Annotated in this window: 17 protein-coding genes and 1 pseudogene; 10 read left to right on the top strand and 8 right to left on the bottom strand. The window is 60.4% G+C overall.

The window, feature by feature from the left end; genetic code table 11:
• Nucleotides 1–82: 82 nt before the first annotated feature.
• The 5 genes from ACODTO_RS14495 to ACODTO_RS14475 all read right to left on the bottom strand — a co-directional run bounded on the left by ACODTO_RS14495 (nucleotide 83) and on the right by ACODTO_RS14475 (nucleotide 7,736).
• Entirely contained in the window at nucleotides 83–2,950 is a 2,868-nt protein-coding gene (locus ACODTO_RS14495) for an FAD-binding and (Fe-S)-binding domain-containing protein (protein WP_489106615.1), read from the bottom strand.
• Complete coding sequence (locus ACODTO_RS14490; RefSeq protein ID WP_489106614.1) at nucleotides 2,947–3,618, bottom strand: LutC/YkgG family protein; 672 nt, start codon at nucleotides 3,616–3,618, stop codon at nucleotides 2,947–2,949. Before ACODTO_RS14490 ends, ACODTO_RS14495 begins: the two co-directional genes overlap by 4 nt.
• Nucleotides 3,615–5,072, bottom strand: coding sequence for a LutB/LldF family L-lactate oxidation iron-sulfur protein (locus ACODTO_RS14485; RefSeq protein WP_175363280.1), 1,458 nt, complete (start codon nucleotides 5,070–5,072; stop codon nucleotides 3,615–3,617). The genes ACODTO_RS14490 and ACODTO_RS14485 overlap by 4 nt, the downstream gene beginning before the upstream one ends.
• Nucleotides 5,069–5,893 (bottom strand): (Fe-S)-binding protein, encoded by an 825-nt coding sequence (locus ACODTO_RS14480; RefSeq protein ID WP_489106613.1) that lies wholly within the window; start codon nucleotides 5,891–5,893, stop codon nucleotides 5,069–5,071. The genes ACODTO_RS14485 and ACODTO_RS14480 overlap by 4 nt, the downstream gene beginning before the upstream one ends.
• 148 nt (nucleotides 5,894–6,041) lie before the next feature.
• A complete protein-coding gene (locus tag ACODTO_RS14475; RefSeq protein ID WP_175385918.1) occupies nucleotides 6,042–7,736 on the bottom strand; it encodes a lactate permease LctP family transporter in 1,695 nt (564 codons plus the stop codon).
• Nucleotides 7,737–7,999: 263 nt separating this feature from the next.
• On the opposite strand from ACODTO_RS14475, the pseudogene ACODTO_RS14470 reads away from it, so the two are divergent.
• Nucleotides 8,000–8,665 (top strand): annotated as a pseudogene (locus ACODTO_RS14470) (GntR family transcriptional regulator); the annotation flags it as partial.
• A gap of 24 nt (nucleotides 8,666–8,689) precedes the next feature.
• Here ACODTO_RS14470 and smpB read toward each other — a convergent pair.
• Complete coding sequence (gene smpB, locus ACODTO_RS14465; protein ID WP_024779966.1) at nucleotides 8,690–9,172, bottom strand: SsrA-binding protein SmpB; 483 nt, start codon at nucleotides 9,170–9,172, stop codon at nucleotides 8,690–8,692.
• A gap of 118 nt (nucleotides 9,173–9,290) precedes the next feature.
• Here smpB and ACODTO_RS14460 point away from each other — a divergent pair, with 118 nt between their 5' ends.
• Genes ACODTO_RS14460 through ACODTO_RS14450 form a run of 3 tightly spaced genes read left to right on the top strand, consistent with a single transcriptional unit; the run spans nucleotide 9,291 to nucleotide 11,444 of the window.
• Nucleotides 9,291–10,694, top strand: coding sequence for a sodium-dependent transporter (locus tag ACODTO_RS14460; RefSeq protein WP_139648184.1), 1,404 nt, complete (start codon nucleotides 9,291–9,293; stop codon nucleotides 10,692–10,694).
• Between the two features lie 7 nt (nucleotides 10,695–10,701).
• Nucleotides 10,702–11,145: a type II toxin-antitoxin system RatA family toxin gene (locus ACODTO_RS14455; protein WP_139648187.1), complete on the top strand. Its 444-nt coding sequence runs from the start codon at nucleotides 10,702–10,704 to the stop codon at nucleotides 11,143–11,145.
• The gene (locus ACODTO_RS14450) at nucleotides 11,142–11,444 is read left to right on the top strand and encodes an RnfH family protein (RefSeq protein WP_489106612.1); all 303 of its coding nucleotides are present in this window, start codon (nucleotides 11,142–11,144) and stop codon (nucleotides 11,442–11,444) included. Before ACODTO_RS14455 ends, ACODTO_RS14450 begins: the two co-directional genes overlap by 4 nt.
• A gap of 59 nt (nucleotides 11,445–11,503) precedes the next feature.
• Here ACODTO_RS14450 and ACODTO_RS14445 read toward each other — a convergent pair whose 3' ends face one another.
• On the bottom strand, nucleotides 11,504–12,028 hold the full coding sequence (locus ACODTO_RS14445; protein ID WP_041025007.1) for an outer membrane protein assembly factor BamE: 525 nt from the start codon (nucleotides 12,026–12,028) through the stop codon (nucleotides 11,504–11,506).
• Nucleotides 12,029–12,125: 97 nt separating this feature from the next.
• Between ACODTO_RS14445 and fur the strand changes: the two genes are divergently transcribed.
• Complete coding sequence (gene fur, locus ACODTO_RS14440) at nucleotides 12,126–12,530, top strand: ferric iron uptake transcriptional regulator (RefSeq protein WP_041025006.1); 405 nt, start codon at nucleotides 12,126–12,128, stop codon at nucleotides 12,528–12,530.
• Between the two features lie 67 nt (nucleotides 12,531–12,597).
• Here the strand turns inward: fur and recN are convergent, their stop codons facing one another.
• Nucleotides 12,598–14,271, bottom strand: a complete 1,674-nt coding sequence (recN, locus tag ACODTO_RS14435; protein WP_139648191.1) for a DNA repair protein RecN — start codon at nucleotides 14,269–14,271, stop codon at nucleotides 12,598–12,600.
• Between the two features lie 241 nt (nucleotides 14,272–14,512).
• Here recN and grpE point away from each other — a divergent pair, with 241 nt between their 5' ends.
• The 5 genes from grpE to carA all read left to right on the top strand — a co-directional run bounded on the left by grpE (nucleotide 14,513) and on the right by carA (nucleotide 20,714).
• A complete protein-coding gene (grpE, locus tag ACODTO_RS14430; protein ID WP_024779959.1) occupies nucleotides 14,513–15,079 on the top strand; it encodes a nucleotide exchange factor GrpE in 567 nt (188 codons plus the stop codon).
• 102 nt (nucleotides 15,080–15,181) lie between these two features.
• Nucleotides 15,182–17,098, top strand: a complete 1,917-nt coding sequence (dnaK, locus tag ACODTO_RS14425; RefSeq protein WP_139648193.1) for a molecular chaperone DnaK — start codon at nucleotides 15,182–15,184, stop codon at nucleotides 17,096–17,098.
• A 282-nt stretch (nucleotides 17,099–17,380) separates the two neighbouring features.
• On the top strand, nucleotides 17,381–18,505 hold the full coding sequence (dnaJ, locus tag ACODTO_RS14420) for a molecular chaperone DnaJ (RefSeq protein ID WP_489106611.1): 1,125 nt from the start codon (nucleotides 17,381–17,383) through the stop codon (nucleotides 18,503–18,505).
• Nucleotides 18,506–18,514: 9 nt separating this feature from the next.
• Nucleotides 18,515–19,321 (top strand): 4-hydroxy-tetrahydrodipicolinate reductase, encoded by an 807-nt coding sequence (gene dapB / locus ACODTO_RS14415; protein ID WP_139648195.1) that lies wholly within the window; start codon nucleotides 18,515–18,517, stop codon nucleotides 19,319–19,321.
• A gap of 256 nt (nucleotides 19,322–19,577) precedes the next feature.
• Nucleotides 19,578–20,714, top strand: a complete 1,137-nt coding sequence (gene carA / locus ACODTO_RS14410; RefSeq protein WP_053152119.1) for a glutamine-hydrolyzing carbamoyl-phosphate synthase small subunit — start codon at nucleotides 19,578–19,580, stop codon at nucleotides 20,712–20,714.
• The last annotated feature ends 89 nt before the right edge of the window (nucleotides 20,715–20,803 follow it).

Below are 20,803 nucleotides of genomic sequence, written 5' to 3'. Positions count from 1 at the left end.
AACGTGTGGTCTCGGTGCTGCCGGTCACGGACAGGCCGAGTCGTTGTCGTAGGGCCCGACAGAGCCGGGCCTATTCAAGTGACTACAGCGAAGCGCAGGAATTCGATTTTTCGTCGGGCCCTGTAGAAAGCCCTCCACCGCTGGCGGGTTTGGCCTGGGTGACGCGGTCTACCAGGTACACCAGACCGTGGTAGTCGATTGCGCCATGTTGTGTCAGACCAATCTCACAGGTGCGGCTGGTGGAGATACCCTCGGTGCAGTATTGAACCGCGTCCTTGAGGGTGCGCAGCGAGTGGGCGTTGAGTTCAGGCATGGTAAAGCCCTTGTCGCCGGCGAAACCGCAGCAATGAATGCCTTCGGGAATGACCACGTGCTTGCTGCACTTGCGCACCAGATCGATCAGCGCCTGACTTTCGCCGAGGTGCTGGGTGCTGCACGTGACATGCACTGCAATCGGCTCATCCTGAGGGCTGAATGCCAGGCGCTCCATCAGGTGTGTGCGAATGAAGCGTACGGGGTCGTACAGGTCCAGGCGCACGTCGCCGAGGTCTTGGACTAGCCGCAATGTGCACGGGCTGGTGTCGCAGTAGATGGGGTCGAGGCCGCCGCGACTGGCATGCAATAGGGCACCGATCAGTTCCTGGCGTTTGTGCTCGGCTTGTTCGGCATAACCTTTTGAGGCGAAAGGTTGGCCGCAGCAAAGGCTGTCCACGTTGTCGGGAAAGACGACCTGATAACCGGCTTTTTCCAGCAACTGTCGGGTTTTTTCGTACAGCGAAACCTGCTCTTTATCTCCGGCCGCAGGGCCCATGACGCGCGACACGCAGGCTGCCAGGTACACCACTCTCGGGCGCTCATCCGACACGGCCGGGCTGAAGCGGATGGGGCTTTCCGGCTGAGGCATGGCAGGGGTCCATTGCGGCACTTGGCCCTTGGACAAGCGGTTCAGCCCGGTTGACCAGCGCGCCAGCCGAGGTGCACCCAGCAGCATGCGCGCGCCGTTGGCAACGTGCAGGGTAAAGCGCGCTCCTTGCAGGGCCATGGCGAAGTTGCTCACGAGCCAGTCGGCGGTTTTCGTACGCGTTGCGGTACGGCCGCGGAGCTTTTTCACCAGATCGCCGGTATTGATGCCTACCGGGCAGCGTTGGGCGCACAGCCCGGTGGCGGCGCAGGTGTCGATGCCTTGATATTGATAGGCCGTTTCCAGCTCGGACGTGTCGATGCCCGCGCGCTTTTTCGCCTGGATGTCCCGCCAGATCACAATGCGCTGGCGCGGGCTCAAGGTCAGGTCCTTGGACGGGCACACCGGTTCGCAGAAACCGCATTCGATGCATTTGTCGACGATCTCGTCGGCGGCGGGCAGGGGTTTGAGGTGCTTGAGGTGGATCTGTGGGTCTTCGCTGAGCACCACATCCGGATTGAGGATGCCATTGGGATCGAGCAGGCGTTTGAGTTGCCACATCAATTGGTAGGCGTCACTGCCCCATTCCAATTCGACGAAGGGCGCCATGTTGCGTCCTGTGCCGTGCTCGGCCTTCAGCGAACCGCCGAATTCCACCGCGACCAACTGCGCCACGTCATCCATGAACGCTTGGTAACGTGCGACTTCTTCAGGGTTGTTGAAGCCTTGGGTGAAGACAAAGTGCAGATTGCCTTCCAGGGCGTGTCCGAAAAGGATCGCTTCGTCGTAATGATGTTTGTCGAACAGCTCGATCAGGCGGTTCACGCCCACTGCCAGCTGTTCCACTGGGAAGGTCACGTCTTCGATGATGACCGTGGTCCCGGTTTTGCGCACCGCGCCCACCGCCGGAAAGGTGTCCTTGCGGATGGCCCAGAGTCGGGCGTTTTCCTTCGGGTCCTCGGTGAAGTCGATCTGCTTTTCCACCGGGAAGCCGGCCAGGGAGGCCATGATCTGCGCCAGTTGTTCTTGCAGCAAAGACGAAGACGCGGCGCGGGATTCGATCAGCAGGGCGCAGGCATTTATCGACAGGTGTTGAACGAAATCCGGCATGCCTGGCTTGTCCTGAACCGAGCGCAGGCTGCGCCGGTCCAGCAGCTCTACGGCCGATACCGGTTGGCTTTTCAGCACGGTGACGGCGTTGCAGCAGGTTTCCACGTCCGGGAACACGATCAGCGCCGAGGCCTTGTTCGGATGGTCGATTACTGTGTTGTAGGTCACCGCGCTGATGAAACCGAGGGTGCCTTCGGACCCCACCAGCAAGTGGCTCAAGATATCCACAGGCTCGTCGAAATCCACCAGGGCATTGAGTGACAGGCCGGTGGTATTTTTCAGACGGTATTTGTGGCGAATTCGGGCGGCCAGTTCGGTATTGGCGCGGGTCTCGCGTCCGAGAGACGCCAGCCGCTCAAGCAGTTCGCCGTGACTGGCTCGGAACGCGGCCACGCTGGCGTCGTCTTCGGTGTCGAGGCGGGTGCCATCGGCCAGTACCAGGCGGATGCCCGCCAGGGTGTGATAGGTGTTCTGCGCCGTGCCGCAGCACATACCGCTGGCGTTGTTGGCGACAATGCCGCCGATCTTGCAGGCGTTGATCGACGCCGGATCCGGGCCGATCTTGCGTCCGAACGGTGCCAGCCAGGCATTGGCCTGGGCACCGATCACGCCCGGCTGCAAACGGATCTGCGTGCCCTGTTGGCGAATCTCGCGGCCGTTCCAGTTGTCTCCCAGCACAATCAGCACCGAGTCGCTGATGGCTTGCCCCGACAGGCTGGTGCCGGCCGCGCGGAAGGTGACGGGAACGTGGTCGCGCTGGGCCAGTTTCAGCAGGGCGACCACTTCTTCTTCGCTTTCGACCCGTACCACCAGTTTCGGAATCAGCCGATAGAAACTGGCGTCGGTGCCGAAGGCCAGGGTCGACAGGGGATCGTCGAAACGGCGCCTTTGTGGGATCAGTTGCTGTACGTCATTCAGGAAAGAGGCTGGAAGGCTCATTGGTCCTCCAGAATCAATACCACCAGATCCTTGGGACCGTGGGCGCCGTAGGCGAGGACTTGTTCGATGTCGGCGGTTTTCGAGGGACCTGACACCAGCAGGGCGTTGGTGGGCATGCCTTGGGCCCATTCGAATTCCTGCTGCACTTCATAGAAGTTATCGCGGATCTCGCTGGCCTTGAGCAGGGCGAAATGTACTGGCGGTACGAGGCTCATCAGCCGCGGTTCTTCTCGCGTCGGCCACAGGATCAGGCTGCCGGTCGCGGCGATTGCACCCAGGGTTCCGGTCAGGCTGGCGGGGGTGTCGTTGAACAGTTCGGCTTTCCATTCCTCGACCGGCCGGTCGTAGGCCTTGAGAGGCGGCAGGTCCGGATTATTCGCCCAGAACTGTGTGATTTTTTTCCCATGAGCGGTGGTTGGGGCGATCAGCAGGCTCGGCAACTGCCGGTCGCGCAGCAACTGCGCCAGCAGCGTCGTCCAGCCTTCGCCCGACGTCAGGTGGATTTCGGTGTGCACCGCTTCCATCAGCTTGCGCAACTGCGGGATGCGCTCTTCGCGCGCGTAGCGATAGGTTTGCGTGACCAGGTCGACATCGAAATGGTCGGCAACTGGCGTTGTGCCGGTCAGGCTTTTGCGCAGCTTGGCGAGGATATTGTCCCGAGCGCTCATCGGCGGTCTCCCTGGGCTTTCAGGTGGTCGCGGGCCAGGTCATGCAACGAGCGGGCGGCGGGTTTCGGGGCGCTGTGGTTCTGGGTCCAGGGGCCGACGTTGCTCGGCGTCAGGGCACGCAGGCGCGTGGCCAGAAAGCCGAACAGCCGATACAGCCGTGGCGAACTGTTGAGCCAGGCCCAGGCATTCCAGATGAAGCGTTCCTTGGGCGAATATTTGCTGCCCTGGCCACGCATCACTTGATTCGGACTGTCCGGTGCCTTGACGTTTTCTTCCCGCAGGCGCCGCAGCAGGGCGGGGATCGGGATCTTCACCGGGCACACTTCACCGCAGGCACCACACAGTGAGGACGCGCTCGGGTGGTCCGGGACCTTGGCGAGGCCGACCATGTGAGGTGTGATGATTTTTCCGATAGGCCCCGGGTAAACCTCGCCGTAGGCATGACCGCCGATTCGGGTGTAGACCGGGCAATGATTCATGCAGGCGCCGCAGCGGATGCAGTTCAGGGTCTGGCGCAATTCGCTGTCGGCAAACGCCTGGCTGCGACCGTTGTCCAGCAGCACCAGGTGCACTTCCTGGGGGCCGTCCAGTTCGTCGGCCTTGCGTGGACCGGAGATCATGTTGACGTAGGTGGTGATCGGCTGGCCGAGGGCCGAGCGGGTCAGCAGCGAGAGCAGCGGCACGACATCGCGCAGGTTCTCCACCACTTTTTCGATGCCGGTCACGGCAATGTGCACCGGTGGCACGGTGGTGGACATCCGTCCGTTGCCTTCGTTTTCCACCAGCAGCAGGGTGCCGGTCTCGGCGACGGCGAAATTGACGCCCGACACGCCGATGTCGGCCTCGAAGAATTTCTGCCGCAAGACCTTGCGACCGATCTGAATGAGTTGGTCGACGTCCTTGGTGTACTCCACGCCGAGTTTGTCGTGGAACAAGGACGCGACCTGACCGGCATTCTTGTGGATCGCCGGCATAATGATGTGTGAAGGCTTCTCGTGGTCGAGCTGGACGATGTATTCCCCCATGTCGGATTCGAGACATTCAATGTCCCGAGCCTCGAGGAAATGGTTCATCTCCATCTCTTCGCTGACCATCGATTTACCCTTGATCACTTGCCGCGCCTCGTGAGCGCGGATGATCGAGAGGACGATGCCGTTGGCTTCGTCCACCGTTTCCGCCCAGTGCACAGTCACACCGTTGCGGGTCAGGTTGCTTTCAAGCCGCTCGAGCAGGTCGGGCAGCTTCGATAACGCACGGGCGCGGACGGCATTGCCCAGCACCCGCAGGTGTTCTCTTTCGTGGGCATCGCTGAAGGACGTTGCCCGCTTGGTCATCAGTGAATCCATCGCACTGCGAAAGTTGTTTCGCAATTGCGTGTCGCCCAGGGCCTTGTGGGCCCGGGCACGAAAATCGTCCTGCAGTTCAACGGTCGGAATCAGCGTCGGCGTGCTCATGCGGCACCTCCGGTACGCTGCCAGAGGAAGCTCGCCAGGTGCTGACCGCGCAACGCCTCCTGCTGTTTTTCCAGGGCGCCGTTGATATTCATCAGGCAGCCGCAGTCGGCACTGATGACCTTGTGCGCGCCGGATTCCTTCAACGCCCGGGTCTTGTCGGCCACCATCGCGCCGGAAATATCCGGCATGCGAACGCTGAATGTCCCACCAAAGCCGCAGCATTCGCTTTCGTGGCTGTGTTCGACCCGCTCCACATTGCGTAGCTGTGCCAACAACGCGCGGCCGTGCAGGTGGGTATTCATTTCACGCCGTGCCGAGCAGGACGTGTGCAGCGCAATCTTCACCGGTGTGCCGCTGTCCTCGAGCTGCACCTTGCAGACGAACAGCAGGAACTCGGCCAGTTCGTAGGTCCGGGCAGCCAGGGCCTGGATCTGCTTGAGCGTTTCGGGCTCGTCCTTGAACAGGTCGGCGTAATGCTCGCGCATCATGCCGGCGCAGGAACCCGAGGGCACTACCACCGGATAGTCTTCGGCGAACAACGCCAGTTGCGCCCGCGCCACCGTCCGAGCCTGCTCGGTATAGCCCGAGGTGTACGCCGGTTGCCCGCAACAGGTTTGCCCTTGCGGATACTCCACCCGGATCCCTTCGCGCTCCAGAAGGTGAATCGCGTCCATTCCGGCTTCGGGATAGAACAGGTCCACCACGCAGGTGCCGAACAGGTAGACCCGTTGCGGTTTTTCGCTGGGGTATTGCCGAGGCTCGGGCAGTGGCGGGGCGACACGGGTCGCGTTCGGCACGGCGTTGTAAAAAAGCTCGCTCATCAGGCGTGTCTCCGGGTGGTCCCGGTTATCCGTCCGCTGAGGCTGCTGAATATAGAGATCAAATCTTTCAGTAGCCTTGCAGACCCGGTTATCGATAGCGGACGCCGAAGGGTTCCGGCGTCGGTTTTTTCCATGCAGCTTGTAGGACTCAGTGCACCAGCATGCCGGTGAACCAGTAGGCCTGGGCCAACGTGATCAAGCCGACGATCGTTGCAAAGAATAGGCTGTGTTTCAGGGTAAAACGGAACAGGTCCGACTCTTTGCCCACCAGCCCGGTGGCTGCGCAGGCCACCGCGATCGATTGCGGCGAAATCATCTTGCCGGTCACGCCGCCACTGGTATTGGCCGCCACCAGCAGCGTGTCGTTGACACCGATCTGGTGTGCGGTGGTGGCTTGCAGCGAGCTGAACAGGGCGTTGGAGGAGGTATCGGAGCCGGTCAGGAACACCCCCAGCCAACCCAGGAAGGGCGAGAAGAACGGAAATGCCGCGCCCGTGCCGGCCAGCACCAGGGCCATGGTCGACGACATGCCCGAGTAGTTGGTGACGAAGGCGAAGGCCAGCACCATGCCGATCGACAGGATGGGCCAGCGCAGTTCGAAAAGGGTTTCCTTGAAAGTGGTAAGACCAGTTTTAGGGTTGATCTTCAGCACCAACATCGAGATCAGCGCTGAGAAGAAAATCGCCGTGCCGGTGGCAGAAATCGGATCAAGCTTGAACACGGCCGGAATGGCGGTGGGGTTGACCACGATGGGGGCGACCTTGATCACCATCTGATCCAAGTGCGGAATGGCGAAGTTGAATACCCAGGCGTACATCGAGCCGCCGGCGGCGAACATCGCCTTGAAGGGTTTCAAGGTCCAGATCGTGACCAGTACGGTAAGGATCAGGAACGGCGACCAGGCCTTGATGATTTCTCCCAGGCTGTAGGGCGAAGCCACGGTGCTGCGCGGTTGGCCGAAACCGCCGACGCTGGCGGTCACCGTTGTGCCGGAAGTGGCGCCGGCAATCTGCGCGCCTGCGCTGCGTTTGGGCTGCCAGACTTTCAGGAACAGCGTCAGCGAGATCAGGCTGGCGAGGGCCGAGGTGATGTCCGGCAGTTCCGGACCGATGAAGTTGGAGGTGAAGTACTGGGTGACGGCGAAGCTCAGGCCCGCCACCAATGCCGCGGGCCAGGTCTCCCGCACGCCGCGCAGGCCATCCATCATGAACACCAGCCAGAACGGCACGAACAGCGACAGTAATGGCAGCTGGCGTCCGGTCATGGCGCCGATCTTGACGGCGTCGATCCCGGTGACTTGGCCGGCCACGATAATCGGAATGCCCAGCGCGCCGAACGCCACGGGCGCGGTGTTGGCGATCAGGCACAGGCCGGCGGCATACAGCGGGTTGAAGCCCAGGCCCACCAGCAGCGCGGCAGTAATCGCCACCGGTGCGCCGAAGCCGGCGGCACCTTCCAGGAAGGCGCCGAAGCAAAACCCAATCAACAGCACTTGCAGGCGCTGGTCATCGGTGATCGACAGCACCGAGCTGCGGATGACCTCGAACTGGCCGCTCTTGACCGTCAATTTGTAGAGGAAGACGGCGGCGACGATGATCCAGGCGATGGGCCACAGGCCATAGGCAAAACCGTAGCCGGCGGCGGCGAAGGCCATGTCGGCCGGCATGTTGAAGGCAAAGATCGCCACGGCAATCGCCAGGGCCAGGGTGATGCTTCCCGCCACATGCCCCTTGAGGCGAAACACCGCCAGGGCCAGGAAGAAAAATACGATGGGAATGACGGCCGCAAGTGCGGACAAGCCGAGACTGCCGAGCGGGCTGTAAAGCTGTTGCCAGGTTTGCATGGTGGGTGAGCCCCTAATTGTTGTTGGTCAGGCACTGGTCAGCGGTTTTGGTTAATTGGTAATACCAATTTACAAGCGCTGTCGGCTAGGGTAAAAGCCTTGGTTGTCATGTGTCAATTTGCCGCCCTGAAACTTTCGTCGAATAAGTGCGGCAGATCCCATCTGATCTGTTTGCCTAAATGGCTTCTGGTGGATGTAGGCAGGGCCCGGATGGGCCAGAATAGAGAGCCCGGCGAGCGGTCGGGATCGTGGAGAGTCGAGTTATGGGGTTTGATCAGATTCGTCAGCGCCGTTTGTCTGACGATATTGTCGAGCGGCTTGAAGGAATGATCCTTGAGGGCACGCTGAAGTCTGGTGAGCGGCTGCCGGCCGAACGGACCCTGGCCGAACAGTTCGGCGTTTCACGTCCCTCGCTGCGCGAGGCGATCCAGAAGCTGACGGCCAAAGGCTTGTTGGTCAGTCGTCAGGGCGGTGGTAACTATGTAGTGGAATCGTTGGGCTCGACGTTCAGCGATCCGCTGTTGCAGCTATTGGAAAGCAATCCCGAAGCGCAGCGTGACTTGTTGGAGTTCCGCCACACGCTGGAAGCATCCTGTGCCTATTACGCGGCGCTGCGGGCCACGGAAGTGGATCGCGAGCGGCTGACGGCGGCGTTCGATGAGTTGCAGGATTGCTATGCCCGCCACGATGAAGTGAGCCGGGCGGAAGAGGGCGCGGCGGATGCCCGGTTCCACCTGGCGATTGCCGAGGCCAGTCATAACGCGGTCCTGCTGCATACCATCCGTGGGCTGTTCGACCTGCTCAAGCGCAATGTGGTGACCAACATCGGTGGCATGTACAAGCAGCGCAGCGAAACCCGCGACATGCTGATCAGCCAGCATCGGGAGCTGTACCAGGCAATCATGGACGGACACGCCGAGCAGGCTCGCTCCCACATTGGATTGTGCGCGGGCTTACTCTTCCTTGCCCTTGTTGCGCACAGCACGCTGCAGTTCGCGACCGGCATCGCGCTCACGCTCGGTATCGCGCTTGTCGTATTCCTTCTTGCCCTTGCCCAGCGCAATTTCGCACTTGATCAAGTGCTTGCTCCAGTACAGCGAGGTGCAGACACAGGCGTAGCCCTTCTGCTGTACGGCAGCGAAGAGTTTTTCCAGCTCGCGCTTATTGAGCAGCAGCTTGCGCGAGCGCACCGGGTCGGCAATCACGTGGGTACTGGCGGTGGTCAGTGGCGTGATATGGCTGCCCAGCAGCCAGGCTTCGCCATCCTTGAGCAGCACGTAGCTGTCGACCAGTTGCGCCTTGCCTGCACGCAGGCTCTTTACTTCCCAGCCGGCCAGGACCATGCCAGCCTCGAAACGCTGTTCGATGAAGTAATCGTGTCGCGCCTTTTTATTTTGCGCGATGGTCCCTGTGGGGTGTTTCTTCTGTTTAGCCATAGGGGCGGCATTATAGGCAGTTGCGTGCGTGTCGGCTACGGTGAAGCAGCATGCTTGAGCACGTTGAATGAATCCCGGACAATGCGGCCTCTTTTTTGAACGCTTGGGCGTGATCACGATGTCGACAGACAAGGTTTCTGTCCACGGCAGTTGGGCTAGCCGCTGGGTCTTCATACTCGCTGCGACCGGCTCGGCCGTGGGACTGGGTAGTATATGGAAATTCCCCTACATGGTCGGCGTCTACGGTGGCGGTGCCTTCGTATTGATGTTCCTGGCATGCATAGCACTCATCGGCGCGCCGGTGATGCTGGCCGAGACCTTGATCGGTCGCCGCGCCCGGCAAAGCCCGGCCAATGCCTTGAAGGTGCTGGCCGTGGAAGCGGGGCACTCGCCCAAGTGGTCGTGGGGAGCCTTCGCCGGGATGATCACGGCGCTGCTGATCCTGTCGTTCTACAGCGTGGTCGGCGGTTGGTCGCTGGATTACATCATCGACATGGGGCGCGGCGACTTTCAAGGCGTGGCACCCGATCAGGTGGGCGCCTACTTCGGCGGTGTCATCTCGGATCCCTGGAGATTGACGCTCTGGCACACCGTCTTCATGTTGCTTTCCGCCGTGGTGATCGCCAAGGGCGTGGTCGCGGGGCTCGAGCGCAGCCTGCGAATCATGATGCCGCTGCTGTTCGTGATGATCCTGGTGCTGCTGGGCTACAGCATGACCACCGGGCATTTCATGGAAGGCCTGCACTTCATGTTCGACTTCAAGCCGGAGAAAGTCCTGGACGGCCTGCTGCCAGCCATGGGGCATGCGTTCTTCTCCCTGAGCGTCGGGGTCGGCTCGATCATGATCTATGGCGCCTACATGCCGAAGAACGCCTCTCTCACCAGGACTGTCGTCGGTGTCGCGCTGCTGGATACCTTCGTGTCTCTGATGGCAGGTATGGCGTTGTTTCCAATTGTGTTCGCCGCCGGCCTGAACCCCAGTGAGGGCCCAGGCTTGATGTTTGTCAGCTTGCCCTTTGCCTTTGGCAACATGGCGTTCGGTCAGGTGATGGGCGTGATATTTTTCGTCCTGGTCGCCATCGCGGCCTGGAGCTCGGCGATTTCCCTGTTGGAGCCCATGGTGGCTTACCTGGTTGAGCGGACCCGGATCCGTCGCGCCTGGGTGACGTTCTGGCTGGCCTTCACCTGCTGGTTCGTGGGGCTGGGGACGGTGTTTTCCTTCAATATATGGAAGCAGGCGAAGTTTTTCGTGAACGAAGACGGTCTGTTCCGCCTCTACCAATGGGGAGCAACCGGAGGACTGGATTTCTTCGGCGTGATTGATTTCTTTACATCACGGATCATGCTGCCACTGGGTGGTTTGTGTTTCGTGGTATTTGCAGGGTGGATCATGGGGCGTGAAGCCGTACGCGATGAGTTGTCGCTGCGCAGCCCTGTATTGTTCGCCTTGAGTCTGTTCCTGATGCGCTACGTGGCGCCGATCGGCATCCTCGTGGTGTTTGCCGCCCAGCTGTGGAAGTGACGCTTACATGACGACACATATTCAACGCTCGGCCTTGCTGCCCTATCCGGCGCAGGTGCTGTACGACCTGGTCAACGATGTGGCGAGTTATCCGCAGTTCCTGCCCTGGTGCTCGTCCGCCGAGGTGCTCGAGAGCTCCGAGACCCATATGCGTGCCAGCCTGAGCGTCGCCAAGGGCGGGTTGAGCCAGCATTTCGTGACGCGTAATACCCTGGTGCCGGGTCAATCCATCGAAATGAACCTGGAAGAGGGGCCTTTCAATCAGCTCCACGGTGTTTGGGTGTTCAAGCCGCTGGGTGAGAAGGCCTGCAAGATCAGTCTGGATCTGTCGTTCGACTACGCAGGCCCGCTGGTTCGGGCCACGCTGGGGCCGTTGTTCAATCAGGCGGCCAATACCCTGGTCGATGCGTTCTGTCAGCGCGCCAAACAACATGCAGAGCTCAAGCGTTGATTGAGATAGAAGTGGTCTATGCCGCTGTCCAGCGGCAGGTCTTGCGAAAATTTACGGTGCCGCAAGGCACCACGGTTCGCGCTGCGCTGGTGGCATCGGGCATTGCCGATGAGTTCCCGGAGCTCGACCTGGCCACTTGTCCGGTGGGGATTTTCAGCAAGGTGATTGCCGATCCGGAGCACCAGGTGGTCCAGGCGGATGATCGGCTTGAAATTTACCGGCCGTTGCTGGCGGACCCGAAGGAAATCCGGCGCCTGCGCGCGGCCAAGGCTGCCCAGGCGCGTAAGCCGAATCCATAACAGGCCTGGATTGCAGGCAATAAAAAACCCGGCATGCCGGGTTTTTTTCATGTCGCAATTTATTGCGGCGTCGTGTCCAGTGGTTCTGGCGTCGGGACGGGAACCGTCTCGACACTGTCCACATCCTTCTGGATCTGGTCCAGCAACGAACCTGGCTTGACCGGTTTTTCCGGTTTCGCCTTCTCGCCGTTTTCGGCTGGCGTGACCGTCGTGCCGCTGTCCTTGCCCATGATGGCCTCGTCGCGACTCACGCCAGGCATGAAATCGCCTGACAAGCTGACGAGTTGATCGTTGGCATTGAAGATAACGCTGATGCGTTCCTGCTGGCGTTCACCGCCGCCAGGCTGCAAGCTGTAGAGATAATCCCAGCGATCGGCGTGGAACGTGTCGGTCAGCAGGGGATTACCCATGATAAACCGTACTTGCCGGCGGGTCATTCCCGGGCGTAACTGGTCTATCATGTCCTGCGTCACGACATTGCCCTGCTGGATGTCGATTTTGTAAACCCCGGGGAATGAACAACCGGCGAGTGCGAGCAGTCCCACGAAGGTGAAACTGGTTAGCAAGAGCTTGGTGTTTTGCATCGGTGGGCGACTTCCACTATCTTGGCTGGGACAACGTAAACGCCGATCATACCCGCATTAAGAGTAGCTGCGAAGCAGCATCGCGAGAAAGCTGACCATGGTTGAAAATAGCGAACTACGCAAAGCCGGCCTCAAGGTGACACTGCCACGGGTCAAGATTCTGCAAATGCTCGACTCCGCCGAGCAGCGGCACATGAGTGCCGAAGACGTCTACAAGGCCCTCATGGAAGCAGGCGAGGACGTCGGTCTGGCCACGGTTTACCGTGTTCTGACCCAATTCGAGGCTGCCGGCCTCGTGGCTCGCCATAATTTCGATGGCGGTCATGCGGTCTTTGAATTGGCAGATGGGGAACACCACGACCACATGGTGAATGTGGAAACCCGTGAGGTTATCGAGTTCATCAGTCCTGAAATTGAAAAGCTGCAAAAAGCAATTGCTGAAGAACATGGCTTCGAGCTGATCGATCACCATCTCGTCTTGCATGTACGCGAGAAGAAGTAAGCATGGAAAATGAAAGAAGGCGACCTCAGGGTCGCCTTCTTTCATTTGGGTGATCGTCCCGGCTTCTTCAGGATTTCGCCGCGACGACCATTTTTTTCGCATGGGCCAGGGATTCCTTGGTGAGATCGATCCCTCCCAGCATCCTTGCCACTTCTTCAACGCGCTCGCTCTTGCTGAGCTTGGACACTGCGGTACGGGTGGCATCCTCGCCACGCACCTTGTGGACAAATAGATGTTGATGCCCTTGTGCGGCGACCTGAGGCAAGTGAGTGACCGTCAGCACCTGGCCACGCTCCCCCAGTCTGCGCAGCAACTGACCGACAATTTCTGCGGTCGGCCCGCCAATACCCACGTCCACTTCGTCGAATACCAGCGTCGGCACGCGTGAGGTTTGTGCAGTGATGACCTGGATGGCCAGGCTGATTCGCGACAACTCGCCGCCGGATGCAACTTTCGCCAACGCCTTGAGGGGTTGCCCAGGGTTGGCACTGACCAACAGCTCCACCTGCTCCAGCCCGTTAGGCTGAAGTTCGTCCCCTGCGTTGGGGCGCAGTTCTATAGTGAAGCGCCCCCCTGGCATGCCCAGGCGCTGGATTTCCTGCTCCACGGCGCTGGCCAGTCCGGTGGCGGCTATACGGCGCAGCTCGCTGAGCTCCTTGGCCTTCTCCTGGTAATGACGGGCATAGGAGGCCAGTTCATCTCCCAGGCGTTCGATGGACTCGTCATTGGCATTCAGGGTTTCCAGCTCTTCCAGCAGGCGTTGCTGCAGCTCGATGACATCGGTGGGCTGGACGCGGTGTTTGCGGGCCAGCGTATAGATAGTGTCCAGGCGCTCTTCCAGGTATTGCAGGCGCGCCGGGTCGGCGTCGAAATGATCGAGGAACCGGTTGAGTTCCCCCACGGCTTCTTCGACCTGGATCTGTGCGCTGGTCAGCAGGTTGGTTGCTTCGCTCAGGGCGCCGACGGAGTTGTTCACGCTGGAGAGTCTGTTCAGGCTCGCCGTCAGCGCATTGAGCACATTGCCCGAGTCGCTTTCGCTGCATTGCTCGACGACTTGCCGGCAGATGCCCAGCAGGGTTTCGGCATTGGTCAGGTTCTTGTGCTCCTGCTCCAGTTCTTCCAGCTCGTTTTCTCCCAGTGCCAGGTTCTCCAGCTCTTCAAGTTGGTAGCTCAGCAGTTGGTGGCGGGCACGCTGTTCGTCGCCGGAGTTGGAGAGTCGGTCCAGCTCCTGCCGGGTCTGGCGCCAGCGTTGGGCTGCCAGTTGGACCTGGCGGGCCAGGTCGGTGGCCCCGGCATATTCATCGAGCAGGCGACGATGGGTGTCGGTCTTGAGCAGGGATTGGTGTTCGTGCTGGCTGTGGATGTCGATCAGCAATTCCCCGAGAGCCTTGAGGTCACCCAGGGGGCAGGGAGTGCCGTTGATGTAGCCTCGGGAGCGGCCTTCGGCGGTGATGACCCGGCGCAGGATGCACAGGCCATCGGTATCCAGGTCGCGCTCGGCCAGCCAGGCGCTGGCTTCGGGGATATCGACCAGGTCGAAGGTCGCCAGGATGTCGGCCTTGTCTGCTCCGGGGCGTACCACGCCGCTGTCGGCGCGATCACCCAGTGTCAGACCCAGGGCGTCGAGCATGATCGACTTGCCGGCACCGGTCTCACCGGTAATCACGCTCATGCCTCGGTCAAGTTCGAGGTCGAGGTGTTCGACGATGGCGTAGTTGTGTACGGACAGGTGCACCAGCATAAGGCCGCTCCCAGGCGTTAGGTCTGGTTATTTATACAGTGTTTTGTTTCAGGCTGACAATGCCTTCGCTTAGCTCGATTTGCTTGGGGAGGCGAATTTCTTAGCGCCGCAGGTAATAGATATGCAATTGCTTTTTGTAAGGTCAATTCGTCGAACACCCCTTGAAGCTGGAAAACCCGGCCCCATATACGGGGACAGAAGCGCGAGTAGAACTCGCGGACGAAGTTGAGAGGAGAAAACTATGGCTGACGAACAGACGCAGGATACGCAAAACCAAGAGGCCAATCAGACCTCCCAGGATTCGGGTGGCGATCTGGCGGCCCGTGTACAAGTGCTCGAGGAGCAACTGGCCGGTGCGCAGGATCAGGCGTTGCGCGTAGCAGCCGACCTGCAGAACGTCCGCCGTCGCGCCGAGCAGGATGTGGAAAAGGCTCACAAATTCGCCCTGGAGCGCTTCGCCGGCGACCTGCTGCCGATCATCGACAGCCTGGAGCGCGGCCTGGAGCTGTCCAATCCGGACGACGAGAACATTCGTCCGATGCGCGAAGGCATCGAGCTGACCCTGAAAATGTTCCAGGACACCCTCAAGCGCTATCAGCTCGAAGCCCTCGATCCTCACGGTGAACCCTTCAACGCCGAGCACCACCAGGCCATGGCGATGCAGGAAAGTGCCGACGTCGAGCCAAACAGCGTTTTGAAGGTTTTCCAGAAAGGTTACCTGCTCAATGGCCGTCTGTTGCGCCCGGCCATGGTCGTGGTCAGCAAGGCGCCAGCACCGGTTTCACCTTCTATTGACGAGCAGGCTTGAAATCGGGCGCAGCGGCCCCATCTAAGAAGTCAAGCGTTTAAGTGCTACCGCGGTTAACCACCACTGCCGCGGCAACAAAATCCAAGTTCCGGGAGAGTTAACATGGGCAAGATTATCGGTATCGACCTGGGGACCACCAACTCGTGCGTCTCCGTGCTGGAAAACGGCAAGGCCAAAGTCATTGAAAACGCCGAAGGCGCGCGTACCACGCCGTCGATCATCGCGTACGCCAACGATGGCGAAATTCTGGTTGGCCAATCGGCCAAGCGTCAGGCAGTGACCAATCCGCATAACACCCTGTATGCGGTGAAGCGTCTGATCGGTCGTAAGTTCGACGAAGAAGTCGTTCAGAAAGACATCAAGATGGTGCCTTACAAAATCGCCAAGGCTGACAATGGCGACGCCTGGGTTGAAGTGAACGGCCAGAAAATGGCACCGCCACAGATCTCGGCTGAAATCCTGAAGAAAATGAAGAAAACCGCCGAAGATTACCTCGGCGAAGCGGTGACTGAAGCCGTTATTACCGTTCCTGCCTATTTCAACGACAGCCAGCGCCAGGCGACCAAAGACGCCGGCCGCATCGCGGGCCTGGACGTAAAACGCATCATCAACGAACCTACCGCGGCAGCCCTGGCCTATGGCATGGACAAGGCCAAGGGCGATCACACCGTGATCGTTTATGACCTGGGTGGCGGTACCTTCGACGTGTCCGTGATCGAAATCGCTGAAGTCGATGGCGAGCACCAGTTCGAAGTATTGGCTACCAACGGTGACACGTTCCTCGGTGGTGAAGACTTCGACATTCGCCTGATCGACTACCTCGTCGACGAGTTCAAGAAAGAAAGCGGCATGAACCTCAAGGGTGACCCGCTGGCCATGCAGCGCCTGAAAGAAGCCGCTGAAAAAGCCAAGATCGAACTGTCCTCGAGCCAGTCGACCGATGTGAACCTGCCGTACATCACTGCAGACGCCACCGGTCCTAAGCACCTGAACGTAAAAATTTCCCGCGCCAAGCTCGAAGCGCTGGTGGAAGACCTGGTTCAGCGCACCATCGAACCTTGCCGCATCGCGATGAAAGACGCCGGTATCGACGTTGGCTCGATCAACGACGTGATCCTGGTGGGCGGTCAGACCCGTATGCCGCTGGTGCAGAAGCTGGTGACCGATTTCTTCGGTAAAGAAGCACGTAAGGACGTGAACCCGGACGAAGCCGTTGCCATGGGTGCTGCCATCCAGGGCGCGGTTCTGGCCGGTGATGTGAAGGACGTTCTGCTGCTCGACGTCAGCCCGCTGACCCTGGGTATCGAAACCATGGGTGGCGTGATGACCGCGCTGATCGAGAAGAACACCACGATTCCTACCAAGAAATCCCAGGTGTTCTCGACCGCCGACGACAACCAGGGCGCCGTGACCATCCACGTCCTGCAAGGCGAGCGCAAGCAGGCTGCCCAGAACAAGTCCCTGGGCAAGTTCGACCTGGCCGAGATTCCGCCAGCGCCACGTGGCGTTCCGCAAATCGAAGTGACTTTCGACATCGACGCCAACGGCATCCTGCACGTCGGCGCGAAAGACAAGGCTACCGGCAAGACCCAGTCGATCGTGATCAAGGCCAACTCCGGCCTGTCCGAGGAAGAAATTCAGCAGATGGTTCGCGATGCTGAAGTCAATGCCGAGGAAGACCGCAAGTTCGAAGAGCTGGCCAGTGCCCGCAACCAGGGCGATGCCCTGGTGCACTCGACTCGCAAGATGATCGCTGATGCTGGCGAAAAAGTGACTGCTGAAGAGAAGACTGCCATCGAAGCGGCCGTGGTTGCCCTGGAAGCCGCCGTCAAAGGCGACGACAAGGCTGCCATCGAAGCGAAGATCGAAGAGCTGTCCAAGGTCTCCGCGCCAGTGGCCCAGAAAATGTATGCCGAACAGGCTCAACCAGCTGAAGGCGCCGCGCAGCAAGGCGAATCGGCCGAAAAAGCCGACGACGTCGTCGACGCTGAGTTCGAAGAAGTGAAAGACCACAAGTAATCGCTTGTTGGTCGGCCGGTTGACTGCGTTTGTGCGGTGGCTGGTAGGATGTCGCCGCGCGGGAGCTTGCTCCCGCGTTGGCGTGTCTGGAACCCATGAATTTTTACAGCATGCGACAACGTTCGGGTGCTGGTGGCGTGATCGGGAAAGCTCCTGCTTTTCGTAAAGCCTGAGACCAGGATCGCTGAATCGACGTGGTTGGGTCCGGGCCTGTAGGGGCTCAACGAGTTGGGCGAGGCTCAGGAGAGCTTTGCCGGACGTCCTATAAGAGTGCAAAGACTAATGGCAAAGCGTGATTTCTACGAAGTATTGGGTGTCGAGCGGGGGGCGAGCGAGGCGGATCTGAAAAAGGCCTATCGTCGCCTGGCGATGAAGCACCACCCGGACCGTAATCCCGGCGATAAAGCGTCGGAAGAAATGTTCAAGGAAGCCAACGAGGCTTACGAAGTACTGTCCGATTCCAGCAAGCGCGCGGCTTACGACCAATACGGGCATGCCGGTGTCGACCCGAGCATGGGCGGCGGCGGTGCCGGTTTTGGCGGCCAGAACTTCTCCGACATCTTCGGCGACGTGTTCAGCGATTTCTTCGGTGGCGGTCGCGGCGGTGCCCGTGGTGGCGCCCAGCGTGGCAGCGACTTGCGCTACACGCTGGAGTTGAACCTGGAAGAGGCGGTGCGTGGTACGACCGTCAATATCCGCGTGCCGACGCTGGTCAATTGCAAGCCGTGCGATGGTTCGGGTGCCAAGAAGGGCTCCTCGCCTGTCACTTGCCCGACCTGCGGCGGTATCGGTCAGGTTCGCATGCAGCAGGGCTTCTTCTCGGTGCAGCAGACCTGCCCGCGTTGCCATGGCCAGGGCAAGATCATTTCCGATCCGTGCGATTCCTGTCATGGCGAAGGGCGCGTCGAGGAATACAAGACCCTGTCGGTGAAAGTGCCGGCTGGCGTCGATACCGGTGACCGCATTCGCCTGTCCGGCGAAGGCGAGGCGGGTGCCCAGGGCGGCCCGACCGGCGACCTGTACGTAGTCATCAATGTACGCGAACACTCGATCTTCCAGCGTGACGGCAAGCACTTGTTCTGCGAAGTGCCGATCGGTTTCGTCGATGCCGCGCTGGGTGGCGACCTCGAGATTCCAACGCTCGACGGTCGTGTGAAGCTGAAGATCCCCGAGGGCACGCAGACCGGCAAGCAGTTCCGGATCCGTGGCAAGGGCGTTGCGCCTGTGCGCGGTGGCGGTGCGGGCGACCTGATGTGCCGCGTTGCGGTCGAGACGCCGGTCAACCTGAGCCGACGCCAGCGCGAATTGCTGGAAGAGTTCCGCAGTTCGCTGGCGGACGACAACAGCCACTCTCCGAAAACCACCGGTTGGTTCGAAGGCGTGAAGCGCTTCTTCGGCGATCTGTAAGGAGGTCGCATGCGACGTATAGCTGTGATGGGCGCCGCTGGGCGCATGGGCAAGGCGTTGGTGGAGGCGGTGCAGCAGCGCTCGCCGCTCTCCGGCCTGACGGCTGCCATCGTTCGGCCTGACAGCACGTTGGTCGGTGCCGACGCGGGTGAGCTGGCGTCGCTGGGGCGCATCGGTGTGCCGATGTCCGGTGGCCTGGAAAAAGTGCTCGACGAGTTCGATGTCCTGATCGATTTCACATTGCCGGAAGTGATGCTGAAAAACCTTGCCATCTGCCGCAAGCACGGCAAGGCCATGGTCATCGGTACCACTGGGTTGGACGCTGCCCAGAAGCAGTTGCTGGCCGATGCAGGCAAGGATATTCCGATCGTGTTCGCGGCGAACTTCAGCGTCGGTGTAAACCTGTCGCTGAAGTTGCTCGACCTGACTGCCCGGGTCCTGGGGGATGACGCTGATATCGAGATCATCGAGGCGCATCACCGGCACAAGATCGACGCGCCTTCGGGAACCGCCTTGCGCATGGGTGAAGTGATTGCCGATGCGTTGGGGCGCGACCTGCAGGCCGTGGCCGTGTACGGGCGCGAGGGGCATACCGGCGCCCGTGAGCGGGAAACCATTGGTTTTGCCACGGTACGCGGTGGTGATGTGGTGGGGGATCACACGGTGCTGTTCGCCACCGAGGGCGAGCGCCTGGAGATCACCCACAAGGCTTCCAGCCGGATGACGTTCGCCAAGGGTGCCGTCCGAGCCGCGCTGTGGCTGGATGGCCGCGAGCCTGGTTTGTACGATATGCAGGACGTACTCGACCTGCGTTGATGCCCATGAAGGCGGGGTTCAGGTTATACTGCGCCCCGTTTTACACCGCTTCGCGACGCCCTGTCGCATTCCCCTGCCTTTAAGGCTCATTAGCGGTGGACCAAAAAAGCCTTTTTCTGTAAGCTACAGCTTTAGTGTGTCCACTAAAAGCGCGCAGAATAATTCAGTGAAAAAAGCGGGGTGACGTGTCCATACGTCACTCCGCTTTTTTACAACCTGCGATCGCCCTTTCAGGCTTTATTTACGGGAGGTCTTCTTGACTAAGCCAGCCATACTCGCCCTTGCTGATGGCAGCATTTTTCGCGGCGAAGCCATTGGAGCCGACGGTCAGACCGTTGGTGAGGTGGTGTTTAACACCGCAATGACCGGCTATCAGGAAATTCTTACCGATCCTTCCTACGCCCAGCAAATCGTTACCCTGACTTACCCGCACATCGGCAATACCGGCACTACGCCGGAGGATGCCGAGTCCGACCGCGTCTGGTCTGCCGGCCTGGTCATCCGTGACCTGCCACTGGTTGCGAGCAACTGGCGTAATACGATGTCCCTGTCCGATTACCTGAAAGCCAACAACGTCGTGGCGATCGCTGGGATCGACACCCGTCGCCTGACCCGTATCCTGCGGGAGAAGGGCGCGCAAAACGGCTGCATCATGGCCGGCGACAATATCTCCGAAGAAGCTGCCATCGCCGCCGCCCAGGGGTTCCCGGGTCTCAAGGGCATGGACCTGGCGAAAGTCGTCAGCACCAAGAAGCAGTACGAGTGGCGTTCCTCGGTCTGGAACCTGAAGACCGACAGCCACCCGACGATCGAAGCGTCCGAGCTGCCGTACCATGTGGTTGCCTACGACTACGGCGTCAAGTTGAACATCCTGCGCATGCTGGTCGAGCGCGGTTGCCGCGTGACCGTGGTGCCGGCGCAAACCCCGGCGGCTGATGTACTGGCCCTCAATCCTGATGGCGTGTTCCTGTCCAACGGCCCGGGTGACCCTGAGCCTTGCGACTACGCGATCCAGGCGATCAAGGATGTGCTGGAAACCGAGATCCCGGTATTCGGCATCTGCCTCGGTCACCAACTGCTGGCCCTGGCGTCGGGCGCCAAGACCCTGAAAATGGGTCATGGTCACCACGGTGCCAACCACCCGGTCCAGGACCTGGACACCGGTGTGGTGATGATTACCAGCCAGAACCACGGCTTTGCTGTGGATGAAGCGACCCTGCCGGCCAACGTGCGTGCGATCCATAAGTCGCTGTTCGACGGTACGCTGCAAGGCATCGAGCGCACCGACAAGAGCGCGTTCAGCTTCCAGGGCCACCCTGAAGCGAGCCCGGGCCCGAACGATGTGGCGCCGCTGTTCGATCGCTTCATCAATGAGATGGCCAAGCGACGCTGACCGCGTGAAGCCCGAGGGCGGCCCCGAGTACGGCGGCCCCCGCGGGCGCTTCAAAGATTGTTCGACGGCCTAGCCGACAGACCTGCGGA

It is taken from the genome of Pseudomonas sp. FG13 (genome assembly GCF_057809755.1).
This window is presented reverse-complemented; position numbering and strand designations above follow the sequence as displayed.

Excerpts from the sequence above, each read along its gene's own strand:
- ACODTO_RS14495 (WP_489106615.1), bottom strand. The coding sequence starts at position 2,950 with ATGAGCCTTCCAGCCTCTTTCCTGAATGACGTACAGCAACTGATCCCA.
- ACODTO_RS14490 (WP_489106614.1), bottom strand. The coding sequence starts at position 3,618 with ATGAGCGCTCGGGACAATATCCTCGCCAAGCTGCGCAAAAGCCTGACC.
- ACODTO_RS14485 (WP_175363280.1), bottom strand. The coding sequence starts at position 5,072 with ATGAGCACGCCGACGCTGATTCCGACCGTTGAACTGCAGGACGATTTT.
- ACODTO_RS14480 (WP_489106613.1), bottom strand. The coding sequence starts at position 5,893 with ATGAGCGAGCTTTTTTACAACGCCGTGCCGAACGCGACCCGTGTCGCC.
- ACODTO_RS14475 (WP_175385918.1), bottom strand. The coding sequence starts at position 7,736 with ATGCAAACCTGGCAACAGCTTTACAGCCCGCTCGGCAGTCTCGGCTTG.
- smpB (WP_024779966.1), bottom strand. The coding sequence starts at position 9,172 with ATGGCTAAACAGAAGAAACACCCCACAGGGACCATCGCGCAAAATAAA.
- ACODTO_RS14460 (WP_139648184.1), top strand. The coding sequence starts at position 9,291 with ATGTCGACAGACAAGGTTTCTGTCCACGGCAGTTGGGCTAGCCGCTGG.
- ACODTO_RS14455 (WP_139648187.1), top strand. The coding sequence starts at position 10,702 with ATGACGACACATATTCAACGCTCGGCCTTGCTGCCCTATCCGGCGCAG.
- ACODTO_RS14445 (WP_041025007.1), bottom strand. The coding sequence starts at position 12,028 with ATGCAAAACACCAAGCTCTTGCTAACCAGTTTCACCTTCGTGGGACTG.
- fur (WP_041025006.1), top strand. The coding sequence starts at position 12,126 with ATGGTTGAAAATAGCGAACTACGCAAAGCCGGCCTCAAGGTGACACTG.
- recN (WP_139648191.1), bottom strand. The coding sequence starts at position 14,271 with ATGCTGGTGCACCTGTCCGTACACAACTACGCCATCGTCGAACACCTC.
- grpE (WP_024779959.1), top strand. The coding sequence starts at position 14,513 with ATGGCTGACGAACAGACGCAGGATACGCAAAACCAAGAGGCCAATCAG.
- dnaK (WP_139648193.1), top strand. The coding sequence starts at position 15,182 with ATGGGCAAGATTATCGGTATCGACCTGGGGACCACCAACTCGTGCGTC.
- dnaJ (WP_489106611.1), top strand. The coding sequence starts at position 17,381 with ATGGCAAAGCGTGATTTCTACGAAGTATTGGGTGTCGAGCGGGGGGCG.
- dapB (WP_139648195.1), top strand. The coding sequence starts at position 18,515 with ATGCGACGTATAGCTGTGATGGGCGCCGCTGGGCGCATGGGCAAGGCG.